General features: G+C 72.0%; 19 protein-coding genes. 10 read left to right on the top strand and 9 right to left on the bottom strand.

The window, feature by feature from the left end:
• From KIS93_RS30260 to KIS93_RS30250, 3 genes are read left to right on the top strand one after another with little or no spacing between them, the layout of a single operon-like run.
• Window positions 1–522 (top strand): SigE family RNA polymerase sigma factor, encoded by a 522-nt coding sequence (locus KIS93_RS30260; protein ID WP_080047418.1) that lies wholly within the window; start codon window positions 1–3, stop codon window positions 520–522.
• Complete coding sequence (locus tag KIS93_RS30255; RefSeq protein ID WP_080044442.1) at window positions 519–1,709, top strand: WD40 repeat domain-containing protein; 1,191 nt, start codon at window positions 519–521, stop codon at window positions 1,707–1,709. Before KIS93_RS30260 ends, KIS93_RS30255 begins: the two co-directional genes overlap by 4 nt.
• A gap of 40 nt (window positions 1,710–1,749) precedes the next feature.
• The gene (locus KIS93_RS30250) at window positions 1,750–2,292 is read left to right on the top strand and encodes a GNAT family N-acetyltransferase (RefSeq protein ID WP_080044443.1); all 543 of its coding nucleotides are present in this window, start codon (window positions 1,750–1,752) and stop codon (window positions 2,290–2,292) included.
• Window positions 2,293–2,303: 11 nt separating this feature from the next.
• Here KIS93_RS30250 and KIS93_RS30245 read toward each other — a convergent pair whose 3' ends face one another.
• Genes KIS93_RS30245 through KIS93_RS30235 form a run of 3 tightly spaced genes read right to left on the bottom strand, consistent with a single transcriptional unit; the run spans window position 2,304 to window position 4,271 of the window.
• Window positions 2,304–2,957: a response regulator gene (locus KIS93_RS30245; protein WP_080044444.1), complete on the bottom strand. Its 654-nt coding sequence runs from the start codon at window positions 2,955–2,957 to the stop codon at window positions 2,304–2,306.
• Complete coding sequence (locus KIS93_RS30240; protein ID WP_080044445.1) at window positions 2,945–4,075, bottom strand: sensor histidine kinase; 1,131 nt, start codon at window positions 4,073–4,075, stop codon at window positions 2,945–2,947. The genes KIS93_RS30245 and KIS93_RS30240 overlap by 13 nt, the downstream gene beginning before the upstream one ends.
• Window positions 4,076–4,112: 37 nt before the next feature.
• Window positions 4,113–4,271, bottom strand: a complete 159-nt coding sequence (locus KIS93_RS30235; protein ID WP_155128896.1) for a hypothetical protein — start codon at window positions 4,269–4,271, stop codon at window positions 4,113–4,115.
• Here KIS93_RS30235 and KIS93_RS30230 point away from each other — a divergent pair.
• The 5 genes from KIS93_RS30230 to KIS93_RS30210 are packed head-to-tail and all read left to right on the top strand — an operon-like array spanning window position 4,270 to window position 7,875.
• Window positions 4,270–4,812: a DUF6069 family protein gene (locus KIS93_RS30230; RefSeq protein WP_222107663.1), complete on the top strand. Its 543-nt coding sequence runs from the start codon at window positions 4,270–4,272 to the stop codon at window positions 4,810–4,812. The genes KIS93_RS30235 and KIS93_RS30230 overlap by 2 nt on opposite strands.
• Window positions 4,813–4,843: 31 nt before the next feature.
• Complete coding sequence (locus KIS93_RS30225; protein ID WP_080044446.1) at window positions 4,844–5,734, top strand: ABC transporter ATP-binding protein; 891 nt, start codon at window positions 4,844–4,846, stop codon at window positions 5,732–5,734.
• A complete protein-coding gene (locus KIS93_RS30220) occupies window positions 5,727–6,467 on the top strand; it encodes an ABC transporter permease (protein WP_080044447.1) in 741 nt (246 codons plus the stop codon). The genes KIS93_RS30225 and KIS93_RS30220 overlap by 8 nt, the downstream gene beginning before the upstream one ends.
• A gap of 46 nt (window positions 6,468–6,513) precedes the next feature.
• On the top strand, window positions 6,514–7,092 hold the full coding sequence (locus KIS93_RS30215) for a TetR/AcrR family transcriptional regulator (RefSeq protein ID WP_080047420.1): 579 nt from the start codon (window positions 6,514–6,516) through the stop codon (window positions 7,090–7,092).
• A gap of 21 nt (window positions 7,093–7,113) precedes the next feature.
• A complete protein-coding gene (locus KIS93_RS30210) occupies window positions 7,114–7,875 on the top strand; it encodes an SDR family NAD(P)-dependent oxidoreductase (protein ID WP_080044448.1) in 762 nt (253 codons plus the stop codon).
• Window positions 7,876–7,879: 4 nt separating this feature from the next.
• Here KIS93_RS30210 and rox read toward each other — a convergent pair whose 3' ends face one another.
• The 6 genes from rox to KIS93_RS30180 all read right to left on the bottom strand — a co-directional run bounded on the left by rox (window position 7,880) and on the right by KIS93_RS30180 (window position 14,219).
• Window positions 7,880–9,337 (bottom strand): rifampin monooxygenase, encoded by a 1,458-nt coding sequence (gene rox, locus KIS93_RS30205; RefSeq protein WP_080044449.1) that lies wholly within the window; start codon window positions 9,335–9,337, stop codon window positions 7,880–7,882.
• A 147-nt stretch (window positions 9,338–9,484) separates the two neighbouring features.
• Entirely contained in the window at window positions 9,485–10,216 is a 732-nt protein-coding gene (locus tag KIS93_RS30200) for a hypothetical protein (RefSeq protein WP_155128898.1), read from the bottom strand.
• Between the two features lie 21 nt (window positions 10,217–10,237).
• Complete coding sequence (locus tag KIS93_RS30195; RefSeq protein ID WP_080044451.1) at window positions 10,238–11,035, bottom strand: DUF1963 domain-containing protein; 798 nt, start codon at window positions 11,033–11,035, stop codon at window positions 10,238–10,240.
• A gap of 101 nt (window positions 11,036–11,136) precedes the next feature.
• Complete coding sequence (locus KIS93_RS30190; RefSeq protein ID WP_186404513.1) at window positions 11,137–12,279, bottom strand: methyltransferase domain-containing protein; 1,143 nt, start codon at window positions 12,277–12,279, stop codon at window positions 11,137–11,139.
• A complete protein-coding gene (locus tag KIS93_RS30185) occupies window positions 12,279–12,422 on the bottom strand; it encodes a hypothetical protein (RefSeq protein ID WP_186404512.1) in 144 nt (47 codons plus the stop codon). Before KIS93_RS30185 ends, KIS93_RS30190 begins: the two co-directional genes overlap by 1 nt.
• Window positions 12,423–12,647: 225 nt before the next feature.
• Window positions 12,648–14,219 carry a golvesin C-terminal-like domain-containing protein gene (locus tag KIS93_RS30180; protein ID WP_080044454.1) on the bottom strand — a complete coding sequence of 524 codons (1,572 nt, stop codon included), beginning with the start codon at window positions 14,217–14,219 and terminating at the stop codon, window positions 12,648–12,650.
• 181 nt (window positions 14,220–14,400) lie between these two features.
• On the opposite strand from KIS93_RS30180, the gene KIS93_RS30175 reads away from it, so the two are divergent.
• Entirely contained in the window at window positions 14,401–16,362 is a 1,962-nt protein-coding gene (locus tag KIS93_RS30175) for a family 10 glycosylhydrolase (protein WP_080044455.1), read from the top strand.
• A 54-nt stretch (window positions 16,363–16,416) separates the two neighbouring features.
• Entirely contained in the window at window positions 16,417–17,499 is a 1,083-nt protein-coding gene (locus KIS93_RS30170) for a sensor histidine kinase (RefSeq protein WP_080044456.1), read from the top strand.
• Window positions 17,500–17,501 lie beyond the last annotated feature (2 nt).

The raw sequence follows: 17,501 nt of genomic DNA, 5'->3' as shown, positions 1-17,501 counted from the left end.
GTGGACGCCGCGGACGAGCAACGGTTCCGCGAGTTCGTTGACGCGCGTTCTCCCGCCCTCATGCGGCTCGGGTACCTGCTCACCGGCGGTGACCAGCACGCGGCCGAGGACCTGGTGCAGACCGCGCTGGCGAGGCTGGCGGCCAAGTGGCGGCGGGTGACGGCGCCCGAGGCGTACGCCAAGCAGATCATGTACCGGCAGCAGGTCAGCTGGTGGCGGGCGAGCACGCGGCGGGGCGAGGTCTTACAGGCCGGCCCGCCCGAACGGGAGGCGCGCGACGCGCACCACCAGAGCGAGCTGCGCCTCGTGCTGCGCTCCGCCCTCGCCCGGCTCACCGCCCGCCAGCGCGCGGTGGTGGTGCTGCGTTACTACGAGGATCTGCCCGAGCAGGAGGTGGCCCAGGTGCTGGGCTGCTCCGTCGGCACGGTCAGGAGCACCGCGCACCGATCGCTGGCGCGGCTGCGCGAGACGGCCCCCGAGCTGGCCCTGGAGCTGGCCCGCGACCTGGAGGTGACCACGTGACCCGGCTGCTGCGCGACACGCTGGAGGACTGGGCGGGCGAGGCCAGGGTGCCCCCCGGCCTGGCCGACCGGGCGCTACGGAGGCGCGCCTGGAAGCCTTACGGGGCCGCCGTGCTGGTGGCGGCCATGATCGCGGCCGTCGCCGTGTTCGTCACCGTGCAACGCGACCCCGTGCCGCCCGTCGCCCGCCCGCTCAGCGGCATCACGCTGCCGCCCCGGCCGTCGCCGGCGCCGACGGACATCCGCACGGACACCGAGCACAGCCCGCCCGCCAAGCTCGTCGCCGCCGGGCGGATGGCGGTGTCGGCGTACTACGTGACCCGGCAGGAGCCGGTCGAGGGCGACCGCACGCGCGTCCGGCGCACCTGGTCCGTGTACGACCCGGGCACGGACGGCTACCGCGAGACCCCGTACGCGTGGGTGGACGTCGCGCCGGGGCTGCAGGTCGCGGCCGTGATCCAAGGGGACCTGATCGGCAACCGGGTGGGCGTGCTCAACCTCGACACGGGGCAGATGCTGGCCACGTACGAGCTGGAGCACCCGGTGGGATCCGTCGTGTGGTCCCCGGACGGCACCAGGATCCTCGCCACCGCCTACTCCAGCTACCCCGATGTCTTCCAGGAGGACAGCGCCGAGATGGGCAGCCCGCGCACCGGCTACTACGTCATCGACACGGGGACGGGCGAGTCGGTCTACCACGAGCTGCCCCCGCTGCCCGACGGCATCTACAGCGACGCCGAGTACACCAACGGCAACGGCCGCCAGGACCTCGGCTGGAGCCTGGACGGCGAGCTGATCTGGGGCCCCACCTCCTCCTCGCCCGACAGGCGCTTCTACACCCTGGACGGCTCCCCCACGGACGCGCCCAAGGGGGAGCGCTACCGGCGCGGCAGCGGCCTGTCGGCCACCTCTCCCGACGGCCAGCTGGTGCTGGGGGATGACGGCATGCCCACGAAGATCACCGAAGCCGCGACGGGGAAGGTCGTCGGGCGGCAGCGCGTCCTGCAACTGCACGCCTGGGCCGACAACGACAACGTCCTCGCCCTGGGCTGCGCCGGGAAGTGCGAGAACGAGTTCAACAACGGTCTGGTGCTGGTCAGCGTGGACGGCTCGAAGACGATCCAGCTCGCCGCCAACCGCGACAGCGACGCCGACGGCTCCTGGCGCTGGGTCCTCACCCCGAGATAACTGCTTGTCTCCGGACGATCCGCTCGGATAGGAAGCATGCGTGCTGAAAGGCAAGAAAATCGGGCTCAGGGCCCGCCATGAGGACGATATTCCGATCCTGCTGACCGAGCTCTACGACGACCCCGTCAACTCCTCCCGCGCCGAAGGCGGGCCCTGGCGGCCGATCACGCCCGGCACGAACGACTCGCGGCTCGTGCCGGACGACAAGGACCAGTCGAAGGTCCCGTTCTCGGTCGTGGAGCTCGACGGCGGGACCCTGGTCGGCAGCGCCAACCTGTGGGGGATCGACACCCACAACCGGTCCGCACACATCGGGCTGGGGCTGCTGCCGTCCTGCCGCGGCAAGGGCTACGGCAGCGACGTGGTGGCGACGCTGTGCCACTACGGGTTCGTCCTGCGCGGGCTGCGGCGGCTGCAGATCGAGACGCTGTCCGACAATTACGCGATGCTGCGGGCCGCCGAGCGCAACGGCTTCGTCCGCGAGGGCGTGCTGCGCTCGTCGGCGTGGGTGCTGGGCCGCTTCATGGACGAGGTGCTGCTCGGACTCCTCGCCGAGGAGTGGAAGCCGGACACGCCGAGCTAGGCACTGGGAGCTCAGATGAGGCCCGCGTCGTGGGCGAGGAGTGCGATCTGGGTGCGGTTGTCCAGGTCGAGCTTGGTCAGGATGCTGGAGACGTGGGCCTTCACGGTCGTCACGCCCATCACGAGATCGGCGGCGATGTCGGCGTTCGTCCGGCCCTGCGCGATCGCCAGGGCCACCTCGTGCTCGCGCGGCGTGAGGGCCGCCAGCGCGGCGCGGGCCCGCTCGTAGGCGCCCGCCTGGGCGATCGTGCGCTCCATCAACCGGCGGGTGATGTGCGGGGACAGGATCGGGTCGCCGGCGGAGACACGGGTGATCGCCTCCACGATCCGCGGCGGCGGCGTGTCCTTGAGCAGGAACCCGGCGGCGCCCGCGCGCAGCGCGTGCAGCACGTTCTCGTCGGTGTCGAACGTGGTCAGCACGATCACCTCGGGCGGCCGCGCGCGGGCCCGCAGCCTCCGCGTGGCCGTGATGCCGTCGAGGCGCGGCATGCGCAGGTCCATCAGGACGACGTCGGGCGCGTGCGCGTCGGTGGCGGTGATCGCCTCCTGGCCGTCGGCCGCCTCGGCGACGACGGTGATGCCCGCCGCTCCGTCGAGCATCATGGACAGCCCGGCCCGGACCAGGGCGTCGTCGTCGACCAGGAGGACACGGATCACGGCGGCCATGGTAACCGAGCCCGCAGCACGAACTCCGCGCCGGTGCCCTGGTGGTCGAGCCGCCCGCCCGCCAGGCGTACCCGCTCGGTCAGCCCCACCAGGCCGAGGCCGCTGCCGGGCACGATCGGCGCGGTGCCCGGCGGGGGCAGCGGGTTGCGCACGTCGATCAGCAGCGGTGTCCCCGGCGCGCCCTCCAGCAGCACCTCCACCGGTTCTCCCGGCGCGTGCTTGCGGGCGTTCGTGAGCCCCTCCTGCACGACCCGGTAGGCGGTACGGGACACGGCCGGCGGCAGGGACGTGGTGCCGGTGATGCCTTCGCGCAGGCGTACCGGCTGGCCCGCCTCCCGCGCCTCCGCGACCAGGCCGGGCAGGTCGGCCAGGTCCGGGTGCGGTTCGAGGTCGTCACCCTCGTCGTCCTGCTCGCGCAGCAGGACGATCACCTGCCGCAGCTCCTCCAACGCCTGGTGCACGCCCGTGCGCACCACCCCGGCCGCCTTGGCGATCCGGTCGGGAGAGGCGTCCGGACGGTACTCCAGCGCCCCCGCGTGCGTGGCCACCAGGGACAGGCGGTGGGCCAGCACGTCGTGCATCTCCCTGGCCAGCCGGTGCCGCTCCGCCATGCGGGCCTCCGCCACCCGGCGCCCCTGCTCGGCCTCCGCTCTGGCGGCCCGCTCGCGCAGGGAGATGAGCAGGGCCCGCCGCGAACGGGCCAGCGCGCCCCAGCCCAGCAACGCACCGTACGCGGCGCAGATCAGCAGCAACCACCAGCCGAACGAGATGCCCGAATTGGGCCGCCACAACCCCTGCACCAGGTGAGCCGCCATGCCCGCGGCCGTCACGGCCGCCGCCACGGGGAACCGCCTGCGCTGCGCCACCTGCAACGCGCCCGTCGTCGCCGCCGGCGTGGCCGCCGGGGAGAGCGTGGCCAGCACGGTGGCGGCCAGCGCCCCGTGGACCGGCCAGCGGAGCTGGGCCAGCGCGGCGACCAGGCTCACCGCCGCCACCGCCACGTCCAGCCACCACGTCGGCCCGACCTCCCGATCCCACAGACTCACGGTGCTCAGCGCGCCGATCGTCAGGCCCACGGCCGCCACCGCCAGCGGGTGCGAGGGGCGTATCTGACTCATGCGGCCAGGCTAAACGGGGGGCTGGCGGGGCCGGCACCTACGAAAGTAGGAGCCGTACCCCGCTGGGGGAGGGGACGGCGCGGCCGGGCGCCCGATGTGGCGGGGCGGGGTGACGGGCGAGGCTGATCCGCATGAGAAACGTCTCGACGAACAGCAGGCCCACCCCCTCCTCCTCACGCAGAAGGCCGAGCGACATGAACACTCCCGCCAACCCCACGCCCGCCGGCACGACGCCCGCCGGCACGACGCCCGCCGGCACGACGTCCGCCGGCACGACGTCCGCCGGCGCGACGCCCACCGGCACGACGTCCGCCGGCACGACGTCCGCCGGCGCGACGCCCACCGGCACCAGGCCTGCCCGCACTCGCGTCAGGCGGCTGCTCGTCGTGATCGGCGCGTCCGTGGCCGCCCTCGCCGGATGGGATCTGGCGGTCCCGGTGGGGGGAGCGGACCTGAGCGCGCGGATGGGCGCCGGCACGGACCCGCAGCCGGTCGGGCCGGTGGCGGTCGTGGTGGCGAGCCTGCTGGTCGGCCTGGCGGGCTGGGCGCTGCTGGCCGTGCTGGAGCGCTTCACGCCGCGCGCCGCCCGCATCTGGACGATCGTCGCCCTGATCGTGCTCGCCCTGTCCCTGCTCGGCCCGCTCGGCAACGCCGTCGGCCTGGCCGCGACGCTGGTCCTGACCGCGATGCACCTGGTCGTCGGTGCCGTGCTGGTGACCGGGCTGCCCCGCCGATGATCCACCTGCTCGCCTCGGAAGGAGACCTGACATGACGGTGCTGGCCAGAGCGATCGACGTGACCCGCCGTTACGGCGGCGTGCGGGCGCTCGACGGCGTCTCGCTCGACATCAGGGCGGGTGAGCTGGTCGGGCTGCTCGGCCCGAACGGCGCGGGCAAGTCCACCCTCATCAACCTCCTCGTCGGGTTGCGCCGGCCGACGTCGGGCACGGTGGAGCTGTTCGGCGGCTCGCCGCTGGACCCGGTCATGCGGCGCGGCATCGGCGTGACGCCGCAGGAGACGGGGCTGCCGGAGTCGTTGCGGGTCGGCGAGATCGTCGACTTCGTCTCCGCGCACTACCCGGAGCGGCTGGGCACGGGGGAGCTGCTGGCCAGGTTCGGCCTGGGAGAGCTGGTCAGGCGGCAGGTCGGCGGCTTGTCGGGCGGGCAGCGGCGGCGGCTGGCGGTGGCGCTGGCGTTCGCGGGCCGGCCGAAGCTGGTGTTCCTCGACGAGCCCACGACCGGGCTGGACGTCGAGGCGAGGCGGGCGCTGTGGGACGGCATCAAGGCCTTCCACGAGGACGGCGGCACCGTCCTGCTCACCAGCCACTACCTGGAGGAGGTCGAGGCGCTGGCCGAGCGGGTGCTGGTGGTCGGCCAGGGCCGGGTGCTGGCCGACGACACCATGCGGGCGGTGCGCGGCCTGGTGGGCACGCGCCGCGTCTCCCTCGTCGCCGACCGCCTGCCCGACCTGCCGGGCGTGCTGAGCGCCGAGCGGGTGGACGGCCGGATCGACCTGGTCGTCACCGACCCCGACCGGCTGGTGGTGGAGCTGGTACGTGCCGGGGTGCCGTTCTCCGGCCTGGAGATCAGGCCGGCCACCTTGGAAGAGGCGTTCCTCGCCCTGACCACGAATCCCCCGAAGGAGACCGCTCATGTCTAATCTGGTCCTCGCCCACACCCGCTACCTGGTGATCGAGCAGATCAGGGTGCCGATCGGGATCCTGGCCAGTGCGTTCTTCCCGGCCCTCTCGATGGTGGCGTTCGTGGTGCCGTTCGCGGGCCAGGACCCGGTGGGCGCGACCACGGCGACGGGCTCGCTGATGCTGTTCGGCGCCGTGTCCGCGGCGCTGACGGGGCTCGGCATCGCGGTCTCGCAGGATCGTGAGCAGCCGTGGAACCCGTACCTGCGCACGCTGCCCGCGGGCCCGCTGCCGCGGTTCGCGGGGCGGATCCTGGCGACGCTCGCCGCCGTGCTGATCTCGGTGGTGCCGGTGCTGGTGGTGGGGGCGCTGCTCACGGAGGCGACGATCACGCCGGTCCGGCTGCTGGCGGGGCTGGGTGCGCTGGTGGCGGGCGTGCTGCCGTTCATGCTGATGGGGTTGTTCGTCGGGTTCGTGCTGGCGTCGAAGGCGGCGATGGCGGTGTCGCAGCTGCTGTTCTTCCCGATGGCCATTCTCGGCGGGTTGCTGCTGCCGCCGGCGGTCATGCCGGAGTTCGTGCAGGCCCTGTCGCCGTACGTGCCGACCAGGGGTGCGGCGGAGCTGGTGTGGTGGGCGATCGCGGGGATCCCGGCGAACGGGGTGTCGATGGCGATGCTGGCCGTCTGGACGGTGGCGATGGCGGCGGCGGCCGGCTGGGCGTACCGGCGGGACGAGGGCAGGCGTTTCTCCTGACCCCCGAATTGGACCGATCGTTCTCGATACTGCTAGGGTGCACGACGTGGCAAGAACCAAGGAGTTCGACCCCGAGGTCGCGTTGCAGCGGGCGCTGGAGCTGTTCTGGGAGCGCGGCTACGAGGCGACCTCAATGGCCGACCTCGTCGACCGGCTCGGGGTGGCGCGGGCGAGCATCTACGCGACGTTCGGCGGCAAGCGCGAGCTGTACCTGAAGGCGCTGGAGCGCTACCTGGAGCAGCGCAACGTGGTCGAGCCGCTGTCCCAGCCGGGGCCCGCGCTGCCCGCCATCCGGGCCTTCCTCGACTCCTACGTGGCCGAGATCCTGGCCGACGAGCTGCGGCGGGGCTGCATGGTGGTCAACACGGCCGTGGAGTTCGCCTCGCGCGACGCGACCGTGCTGGCCAAGGTGGCGGCGAGCTGGGCGGAGCTGGAGACCGCGCTGGCCGGCACCCTGGTCAGGGCGCGCGCCCAGGGGGAGATCCCGGCGGGCAAGGATCCGTACGCGCTGGCCAGGTTCCTGCTCGTGCTGCTGCAGGGGCTCAGGGTGCTCGGCCGGGCCGACCCGGACCCGCGCCGGTTGCGTGACGCGGTCGATCAGGCCATGACGGCTGTCCAAATTTGAGAATGATTGGTCTTGAATAAGATGACTCAACGGTTCGCAGGCAAGGTCGCGCTCGTCACGGGCGCGAGCGGGGTCGTGGGGCGGGCGGCGGCGCTGGCGTACGCGAGAGAGGGCGCGGCGGTCCTCGTCGCCGGCCGCGACGCCGACCGGCTGGCCGAGGTCGTGAAGGCGATCGAGGCGGACGGGGGCCGGGCCGGCGCGTTCACCGCCGACCTGACCCGGTCTTCCGATGTCGCCGCCATGGTGGAGGCCGCCGTCAGCCGCTTCGGCGGGCTCGACGTCGCGCTCAACACGGCCGGCGTCTTCGGCATGCTCGCGCCGCTGGCCGACTACGACGAGGACGTGTGGGACGACGTCCTCGCGATCAACCTCAAGGGCGTGTTCCTGTCGATGAAGCACGAGATCGCCCACATGCGCGCCCACGGGGGCGGCGTCATCGTCAACGTCTCCTCCAACCTGGGGGCGCACTGGCGGCTGGCGGGCGCGAGCGCGTACGCCGCCTCGAAGGCCGCCGTCAGCCACCTGACGCGGGCGGCGGCCCGCGACCACATCGCCGACGGCGTCCGCATCAACGCCCTCAGCCCCGGCCCCATCGACAGCCCCATGTCGGCGCGTCCCGGCGAGACCAGGGAGCAGCGCGACGAGCGCATGCGCGCCGCGCTGCCCATCGGCCGGGTGGCGGCCCCCGAGGAGATCGCGGCCGCCGCGCTGTGGCTGTCGTCACCGGAGTCGAGCTTCGTCGTGGGCGCCGACCACGTGATCGACGGCGGCGCGACCGCCTGACGGATCAGCTCGTGGGCTCGCCGAACCACTGCCGGAGCCGGCCGTCCAGCTCCCGCTGGCCGTCACCGACCCAGGCGACATATCCATCCGGACGCAGCAGGACACCCGGAACGTCCAGATCGGCGGTGGGATCCGCGAGCAGGTCGACCCGATCCGCCCAGCCGCCGGCACTCAGACGTCCGGTACGGTCCAGCAGCAGGCCGCGCCCCTGGTGCAGCAGGTCGTAGAGACGGCCCTGCTTCACCTCGACGTCCGGCAGCCGGCGGCCGAGCAGGTCGTGGCCCTCGCCGAGGTCATACCGGACACTGATCGCGGTGATCTTCTCCGTCAGGTGGCGGTTCACGACGTCGAAGTCCATCAGCTCGGTGAGCAGCCGGCGCACCGCCCGCGCGCCCGGCTCGGCGGAGTACAGCTCCATCTGGGCGCGGGTGTTGTCCAGCACGTCCGCCGCGACCGGATGACGCTCGGCATGGTACGTGTCCAGCAACGTCCCGGGCGCCCAGCCGCGGATCTGCCCGGCCAGCTTCCAGCCGAGGTTGAACGCGTCCTGAACGCCCAGGTTGAGGCCCTGCCCGCCGGTCGGCGGATGGATGTGCGCCGCGTCGCCGGCCAGCAGCACCCGCCCCACCCGGTAGTGCTCGGCCAGCCGCGTGGCGTCCCCGAACCGGGACATCCAGCGCGGCGAGTGCACCCCGAAATCGGTGCCGGCGACGGCCCGCAACTGCCGCCGGAAGTCGTCCAGCGTGGGCGGCACCGCCCGGTCGCCGACCTCGGCGGCGGGCACCACGACGCTGTAGACCTTCTCGCCGAAGGGCCGCAGCCAGAACCGCTGAGGGGTGTCACCCAGCCGCCTCAGCGCGGCGGCGACCTCCTCCGGCGGCACGCCCACCTCCATCTCGCCCATCAGCGTGTCGGCCCGCGCGGGCTCGCCGGGGAACCCGACGCCGAGCAGCTTGCGCACCGTGCTGCGCCCGCCGTCGCACCCGACGAGGTAACGCGACCGCAGCCGCTCCCCATCGGCCAGCTCGACGGTCACCCCTTCGTCGTCCTGCTCGAGACCGGCCACCGCACACCCGTGCCGGACCTGCGCGCCGAGCGCGACCGCGTGCTCTTCGAGCAGCCGATTCACGACCGGCTGCGGAATGCCCAGCAGGTAGCCGTAGGCGGAATCCAGACCGGCGGGCGCCGGCTTGTGAATACCGGCGAACAACCCAGCGGCCGGCCGCTTCCGTCCGTGCGCGGCGACGCGCTCCAGCAGGCCGCGCATCGCGAGCAGTTCGAGACTGCGAACGTGCAGGCCGACGATCCGCACGAACGACCCGGGCTCGGTGTCCTTCTCCAGGACGAGAACCCGGACGTCGTGCAGCCGCAGCTCGGCGGCCAGCATCGCACCGGTCGGCCCGCAGCCGGCGATGATCACGTCGAACGAGAGAGGCGCGCGGTCGGCTTTCGAAGAAACCATGGGTGTTGCCTTTCGGAAGTGCCTTGTCTTGGAGGCGCTCCCGGCGACACCTACGTCAATCGCCCGACCGCGACGGCAAGGGGGAGCACCCATCGATACACAGTCATGGGTCTCACCTCCTCGGGCGGAGTCACGGTCACCGGCAAGCTACAAGCCCGCACTCGATCCCGTCCAACCCTTTTCCGGCAGACGCGGCCGCAGCCACAGGTAGAGGCCCATCGCCACGACGAAGACCGGCAACCAGACGCCCTCGCCGAAGCGATCCCACAGCCCGTACCTCAGGGGGCCGGCCGACAGGTCGTCACCGACACTGACGGCGAGCACGATCGTCCAGTAGCCGATGAGAACGGCCGGCGCACGGCGGGCCACCGTCGCCCCGGACACCGCGGCCACCTCCTCGCCCGGCCCCAGCACCTGCGTGGCGACCAGCACCAACAAGGCCGCCACCAGCGACGGCGCCCCCTCGTACGCGTGCCGGACCACCTCCCCGAACCACTGCCCGCCGAAGATCGGCACCGTCTGGCAGACCGTGAAGTCGAAGTACGGGGCGGACAACACCTGAAGCACCGCGAGCAGCGTGAGCCCCGCCGCCGCCCGCCGCCCCGCCGTCGCGGACCGCCGGCGGGCGAAGGCGGCCAGCACGATGATCGCGGGCACGGCGCTGAGGGACGATCCGCGCACGAGCAGGTTCAGGTCCGCCCGCAGGGGCTCGGCGAGGGGCTCTAAGAATTGCCGCCACGGCTCGTACTCGCGGAAGACCACACCACCGCACCAGAACAGCTGTCCCGGATTGACCACGGAACGCCAGAGCTGCCACGTCGGGAAGACGGCGGCCCCCAGGGCACCCACCCAGACGACGGCAAGGGTTAATCGCGACAAGTTGATCTCCATTCGGGGGACTCAGCAGCAGCGGATGCTCGCCTCAGCCTGCCCGAAATCCCCCGCCTGGAAGGCCTTCACCGGGATCGTGAAGTACATCGTCCCGGCATCACCCCACCCCCACCCCAGCTCGCCGTCCGAGGCCAGCTGCAGCAGGTGGACGGCGGGCCCGTCGGCGTCGCGGCGGGTCACCGGAGAGGCGTAGGAGGTGTCGGGCCAGCCGAACGCGGCGTGGCAGTCGGCGGTGTTGCCGTCGAGACCGTCCATCTCGGTGAGGATGAGCGACGACACGCCCCAGTGCTCGTCCTCGTCGAACTCGACGTCGCCGGTCTCGACGTCCCAGCAGTCGGGCAGCATGGTCACCGGCGCCGCGTGGACGGGCGTGGCCGGGTAGCTCCTGGCCGGCTCGGGCGCGGCCGCCTCGACCGCCCTCGCCGGATCGGCCGGGATCACCCGGCACGCGCCGGGATCGGACAGGTCCAGCTTCCGGTACACCTCGTACGGCACATCGGGATCGAGGTAGAAGAAGTTCAGCAGCCCGGGCCGCGTGGGCAACTCGTCCCCGAGCCATGGGACGAGGGCGTCGGTGTCGAGCACGGCATGCAGCGAAAGGGGAAAACCGCCCAGCTCAGGCCACGAAGCACCGGGTTCCAGCAACGCGGGTCCGCCGAGCCGGCAACGACCGGTGGCGGGCGCGGTGCCCGTGGACGGGGTCAGCAGGAAGCCGCGCCGGGCCATCGCCGCGAACTGCCGCCCGGCCCGCTCACCGAGCCGTTCCGTACAGATCTGGAGCATACGGACCGGATCATCGAATTCCATACCGGATCTTCTACCAGAGCGTGAGCACCGGCCGGGGGACAGCGGGAAGCCCTCGGCGTCGGAGCCTCGGCGCCGAGGGCTGGTTTGTGCCGCCGGTGGTGTTACGCCACCACCCGGTCGGGGTCGTCGAGCCAGATTTGCTGGCCGGAGGGGCTGACGGTCATGCCGAAGCGTTCGCGGCCGGGCTGGCCCCAGCTCACCCAGCGGAAATACGCGTTCAGGACCTCGTCCCAGAGGGGCCGGTCGCCCACCTGGTACAGCTCGTACTCCGAGGAGCCGGGTCGCCAGTCCAGGGCCAGCCAGGAGTAGGAGTCGCTCGGGTCGGAGAGCCAGAGGCGGTAGAGCTCGCCGTTCTCGTCGGACAGGTCGCGGCCGTTGGCTTCGAGGCCGGTCAGTGCCGCGATGGCCAGGTGCGCGCCGGGCGGGGCGTAGGCGATGACGCGCGGGTCGACGTACGTGGTCAGGTGGTGCTTGTCGGGGTGGGTCGTCCTGCCGTGGGAGCTGGAGCGCTGCGAGCGCATCATCATGTACGAGGCGTAGCCGGGGAAGCGGCCGACCGCGGTCCGGTCGGGGCGGACCACGAGCCGCAGCGAGTGATTGGTGCCGAAGTTGGGGCAGAACGGCAGCACGATCGTGGCGCCCGCCCGGCACTGCTCGACCCACGCGTGGGGCACGGAGCGTACCCCGCAGGTGACGTGCACGCGGTCGTAGGGTGCCCGGTCGGGGCAGCCCAGCGCGCCGTCGCCGATGAGCAGGGCCGGCTGGGCGCCGGCGGCGGCGAGGTTCTTGGCGGCCTGTTCGGCGACGGCGGCGTCCACCTCGATGGAGGTGACCTCGCCGTGCCGGCCCACCAGGTGGCAGAGCAGGGCGCTGGTCCAGCCCGTGCCGGTGCCGACCTCGAGGACGTGGTTGCCGGGGTCGGGGTCCAGCAGGGTCAGGAGGTTCGCGACCGTCCATGGTGACGACGACGAGGACGTGTAGCCGCCGTCCATCTCGGTCACGGGCGTGGTGCCGTCGCTGAGCTGGGTGATGATGGGCTCGTTGGAGTAGACGGTGTTCCACCAGCGGTGCGGGTCGGCGTTCCGGTCGATGAGGTACGCGGACGTCTTCTGCGAGACGAGCCCGATGGGAGGGACGAACTGGTGGCGGGGCACGGCGCGCATCGCGTGCTTCACCTCGTTCGAGATGTCCCCCTCGGGATCGAGCCCGGCGATCAGCCGGTCCATCAGGGGTGTGACATCCACTAGCGCTTGCCGTCCTTGTCCTCGTCGTCGTTGTGCTTGCCCATGCCCTTCTTGTATTCGTCGCCGGTGCTGCCCATGCCTCCTTGCTCCTCGGGGTCGAACGGCTTGTCCTTCGGGGTGTCGGGGTTCTCGTGACGTCCCATGTGCGCTCCTCCGTGTTCGTTCTCTTGCTGAGAGTGACGATACAGGGGTTGGGCGTATCGAGACAGCCATATGGTCATTACTGTGCTGGAGCGGCTGGCGGTCGCGGCCTTGGGCGAGGGGTTCTTCGCCTTCATGGCCCGTGCCGGCATGCGGACAAGCGAACGGCCCGCGCCCGGGAGGGGGAGCGGGCGCGGGCCGTTCGGTGCGGAAGGGGTGCGGAAGGGTTACTGCTTGCTGATGCGGACCGCGTCCGCGATCACGTAGCCGGTGCCGGACGTCCACCGGCTCACCCCGACCACCGGGTACGTGCCGGCGTTCAGGGAGAACGAGCCGATGCTGCGCCAGGCTCCGCCGCCGGATCGTTGGTCGACGTAGACGGTCTGGTTGCCGCTGGAGGTCGCCACTATGTACGGCGCCGAGCTGTTGTATCCGGGGTCGGCCGGATACCAGACCTCGACCTGGTACGTGCCGGCGCTCGGGATCGTCGCCGAGTACCAGGCCGGGTCGCTGGCGGCGACGGGGTCGGCGAAGCGGTAGTCGGCGCCGTAGCGCTGGCTGGAGTAGGTGGAGGTGCCCCAGTTGTCACTGGCGGTGAACTGGCCGGAGGTGGTGTTGTCCACCGTGGTGGTCCACGAGGGGGTGCCGCCGCCACCGGTCACGTAGTTCATGTACGTGGTCCAGTTCCAGTGGGAGCCGGGGTCGGTGTGGGTGGCGCCCGGGACCTCGTTGTGGCCGATGATGCCGGTCCTGGTCTTGGGGATGCCGTACTTGTCGCAGAGGTAGCGGGTCAGCGCGGCGGAGGCCCGGTACATGGCGTCGGTGAACCAGGAGGCGTCGTTGACGTACCCCTCGTGCTCGATGCCGATGGAGCGGTTGTTGTAGGTGGAGTTGCCGGCGTGCCAGGCGACGTCCTTGTCGCGGACCATCTGGGTGATGGCGCCGTTGGAGGACTTGACCACGTAGTGGGCGGAGACCTGCGCGCTGGGGTTCTGGAACCAGGAGATGGTTCCGGCGTAGGAGCCCTGGGTGACGTGGATGACGACCCGGTCGATGTTGTAGCTGGTCTCGCGGTTGGAGACGCGGTAGTTGCTGGAGCTGGCCGGGACCCACGCGGCGGGCGGGTAGTCGGTGCTGGCGATGGCGACCGGCGAGTCGGCGGGCTCCCCGGCCTGCTTGCCGGCGCGGGCGTTGAGGTCGCGGGCGTTCGCGTACTCGCCGCGGTCGGCGGTGATCTCCTGCGGCTTCACCTGGACGCCGCGGGTGTCGATGCCGAGGCCGAGCTGCTCGTAGACGGCGTCGGCGTACAGGCGGGCCAGCTCGGGGGAGGAGGCGTTGCCGTACTGGGCGACGGCCCGGTACCAGCGGCCGGTGTCCTTCCTGGCGGCCTCGTCGAGGCCGAGCTTGTCGGCGAGGGAGCGGAGCACGGCGGCGCCGCCGAGGACGTTGGCCTCGTCGTCGGTCTTGAGCCGGTCGGCGGGGAGCCCGGTGAGCTCGGCCGCCTTCTCCAGCGAGTGGTTGGTGGGGTTGCTGACCAGGTGCATGACGCCGTAGCCGTTGCTGGCGCTGGGCTCGCCCTGGTGTCCGTCGAGGTGGGTCTCGGCGTAGGCGAGGGCGACGAGCAGGTCACGTGGTACGTCGTGCGCGGCGGCCGCCTTGGCGAAGGCCGCGGCCAGCGGGGTGTCCTTGACCGTCGCCGCCTGGGACTGCGACCAGGCGGCCTGGGTGGCGGTGAGGGGGGCGAGGGCGAGGATCGAGGTGGCGAGGGCTGCTACTAATCGCGTGCGGGCGAGAGTCATAAGGGGCTCCTCGTTCACATGGTGACGGGGAGCACGCTACGGCAAGGTTCTGACTGATGTCGATAATTGACATTACTTCTGAGTTAAGTGAAAATTCTCGCCTTTCGCGGCCCATGCCGGGAACGTCCGATGTTTGTGAAGACTATTGCGCTTTGTGGCGGATGCGCTGAAACTTCCCTTCGTGACCGCGCTCCCGCGTACCGTCCTCGCGGTGCTCATCGCCGCGCTCCTCAGCCCCTTCCTCAGCGCCCTCCACACCGCACCCGCCGCGGCGGCCGCCTGCGCCACCGACCCCGCCACCCCCAAACGGCAGCTCCGAGGCATGTGGATCTCCTCGGTCGCCAACATCGACTGGCCCAGCCGAACGGGGCTCAGCGTGTCGGCGCAGCAGGCGGAGTTCCGCGCCTGGCTCGACCTGGCCGTCTCCAAGCGCATGAACGCCGTGTTCGTGCAGGTCAGGCCGACCGCCGACGCGTTCTGGCCCTCTCCGTACGAGCCGTGGTCGCAGTGGCTGACCGGCACCCAGGGCGGCAACCCGGGCTACGACCCGCTCGCGTTCATGGTCAACGAGGCCCACGCCCGTAACCTGGAGCTGCACGCCTGGTTCAACCCGTACCGGATCGCCAACCACGACGACCCCGCCAAGCTGGTCTCCACGCATCCGGCGCGGCAGCACCCCGACTGGCGCTTCGCCTACGGCGGGAAGCTCTACTACAACCCGGGCATCCCGGAAGTACGCGACTTCATCGAGGACGCGATCATGGACGCCGTCTCCCGCTACGACGTGGACGGCGTGCACCTCGACGACTACTTCTACCCGTATCCGGTCAGCGGCCAGAGCATCCCGGACGCGGCCACGTTCACGAAGTACGGCGGCGGGTTCTCCAACGTCGGCGACTGGCGCCGCGACAACGTCAACCTGCTGGTGCGCGAGCTCGACCAGCGCATCCACGCCGCCAAGCCGCACGTGTCCTTCGGCGTCAGCCCGTTCGGGATCTGGCGCAACGCGGGCACCGACCCGCTCGGCTCGCGCACGTCCGGCCTGCAGTCGTACGACGCGATCTACGCCGACAGCCGGCAGTGGGTCAAGCAGGGCTGGGTGGACTACCTCGCGCCGCAGATCTACTGGCATCTCGGCTTCTCGACCGCCGCCTACGAGGTGCTGACGGCGTGGTGGTCGGAGCAGGTCAGGGGGACGGGCGTGCAGCTCGTGGTGGGCCAGGCGGCCTACCGGGCGGGCGCCTCCGGGCAGGACGCGGCCTGGCAGGACTCGGCCGAGCTGAGCGACCACCTGTACGACAACCGGCAGCATCCCGAGGTGGCCGGCGACATCTACTTCAGCGCCAAGGACGTGAAGGCCGACCGCATCGGATCGTTCACCAGGGTCGTCAACGCGCACTACAGCAAGCTCGCGCTGCTGCCGGCCCGCGGCTCGGCGGCGGCGCCGGCCGCGCCCGCGATCACCTCGGCCACGCGGACGTCGGGCGGCGTGCAGGTCTCCTGGACGGGCTCCGGCACGTCGTACGCCGTCTACCGGGTGGACGGCACGCCGTCGGCGGCCGACCCGTGCTTCTTCGCCGACGCCCGCAACCTGGTCAAGCTCACCCGGCAGACCTCGTTCACCGACACGACGGCCGCGGCCGGGTCGGCGTACACCTACTACGTGACCGCGCTGAACCGCACCCACCAGGAGAGCGCGGCGAGCGCGGGCCGGGCCGTCACCGGCTCCGGCGGCGGGTTCAGCGTGGTGGTCGACAACGCGGACGCCGGGTTCGCCGCGAGCTCCGCCTGGGGCACCTCGACGTACTCCGGCCAGCTGCACGGCTCCGACTACCGCTTCGCCGAGCCGGTCGCGGCCAGCGATCCCGCCTGGTTCCGTACGGCGGTGCCGAGCGCGGGGAGCTACCGGGTGGAGGTGTGGTATCCGGCCAACTCCGGCTACAACAGCGCGACCCCGTACATCGTGGCGGCTTCCGGCGGGAACCAGACGGTCACCGTCGACCAGCGCACCGGCGGCGGGGCGTGGCGCGAGCTGGGCACGTTCACGCTGAGCGCCGGCACCTACAACGTGGTCGGCGTCAGCCGCTGGACCTCCACCACCGGGTACGTCATCGCCGACGCCGTCCGGCTCACGAAGGTGTGACCGGCTACCCGTCCGGGGATGGGCAGACACGCCCGGTGATCGTACGATGAGGCGGTGGACGGTGCCCGCGCGCGACCGATCGACGCCGTCGCGGTCCTGGTCGCGGCAGGCCTGACGCCCCCGACCGGTTACACGGGCGCGACTCTCGTGATCGTGTCGGCGGGGGCGCTGCCGCTGTTGTGGATGCGCCGGGCGCCCCTCGCCGTGGCGTGGATCTGCGCGGGCGTGGCGCTCGCGGTGCCCGTGCTGGGGCTGGTGGCGCCGTCCGTGATCGCGCCACCGGCCGCGGACGCGCTCCTCTGGCCGCCCGCGGCGCCGTTCGCCGCCTACGGCGCGATGGTGTTCGCGGCGGAGCGGCGCCCGCTGCACCGCTGGATGCCGGTGATCGCGATCGCCTTCGCCGTGCTGACCCTGCCCGACCGGCTCCCGCTGGCCGGCCGCAGCGGCGCGGTGATCGCGATCGCGGTCACGTACGGCCTGTATGTCGCGGTCAGGGAACGGCTGCGCGCCGAGCTGGCCGAGCGCTCTGAGCGGATCGAACGCGAAAGGCTGGCCGGCGAGCTGCACGACGTCGTCACCCACCGCGTCAGCCGGATCGTGCTGCAGGCCGGCGTGCTGGCCCTGTCCGCCGGTGACGACCGGGCCAGGGCGGCGGCCGAGGACATCCGGGCGATCGGCTGCGACACCCTCGACGAGCTGCGGCACATGGTGGCGCTGCTGCGGCGCGGCACCGGCGAGGGCTTCGACCTGGGGCTGCCCATGCCCGACCTGCGGCCCCTGGTGATCGACTCGGCCCGCGACGGCGTGCCCGTCGAGCTGGTGGTGGACGGGCCGCCGGCGCCGGTCTCCGGCATGGTGGGGCGCACGGCGTACGTGGTGGTCGAGGCGGCCCTGGCCAACGTGCGCAAGCACGCGCCGGGGGCGGAGGCGCGGGTCCTGGTGCGGTACGCGCCCGGCACGGTGCGGATCGTGGTCCGCAACACGGGCGGCTCGCCGGACGCCTGGGTCCCCGCCACCGGGCCCGGCATGAGCCTGGCCGAGCTGCGGACCCGGGTGGAGCTGGCCGGTGGCACGCTGGTGTGCCGCTCGCCGGGCGATGGCGGCTTCCGCGTCGAGGCCACCTTCCCCACCGGCTGAGC

Origin of the sequence: [Actinomadura] parvosata subsp. kistnae, from assembly GCF_900323885.1 — a bacterium.
In the GTDB taxonomy this organism is placed as follows: Bacteria; Actinomycetota; Actinomycetes; order Streptosporangiales; family Streptosporangiaceae; genus Nonomuraea; species Nonomuraea composti.
This window is presented reverse-complemented; position numbering and strand designations above follow the sequence as displayed.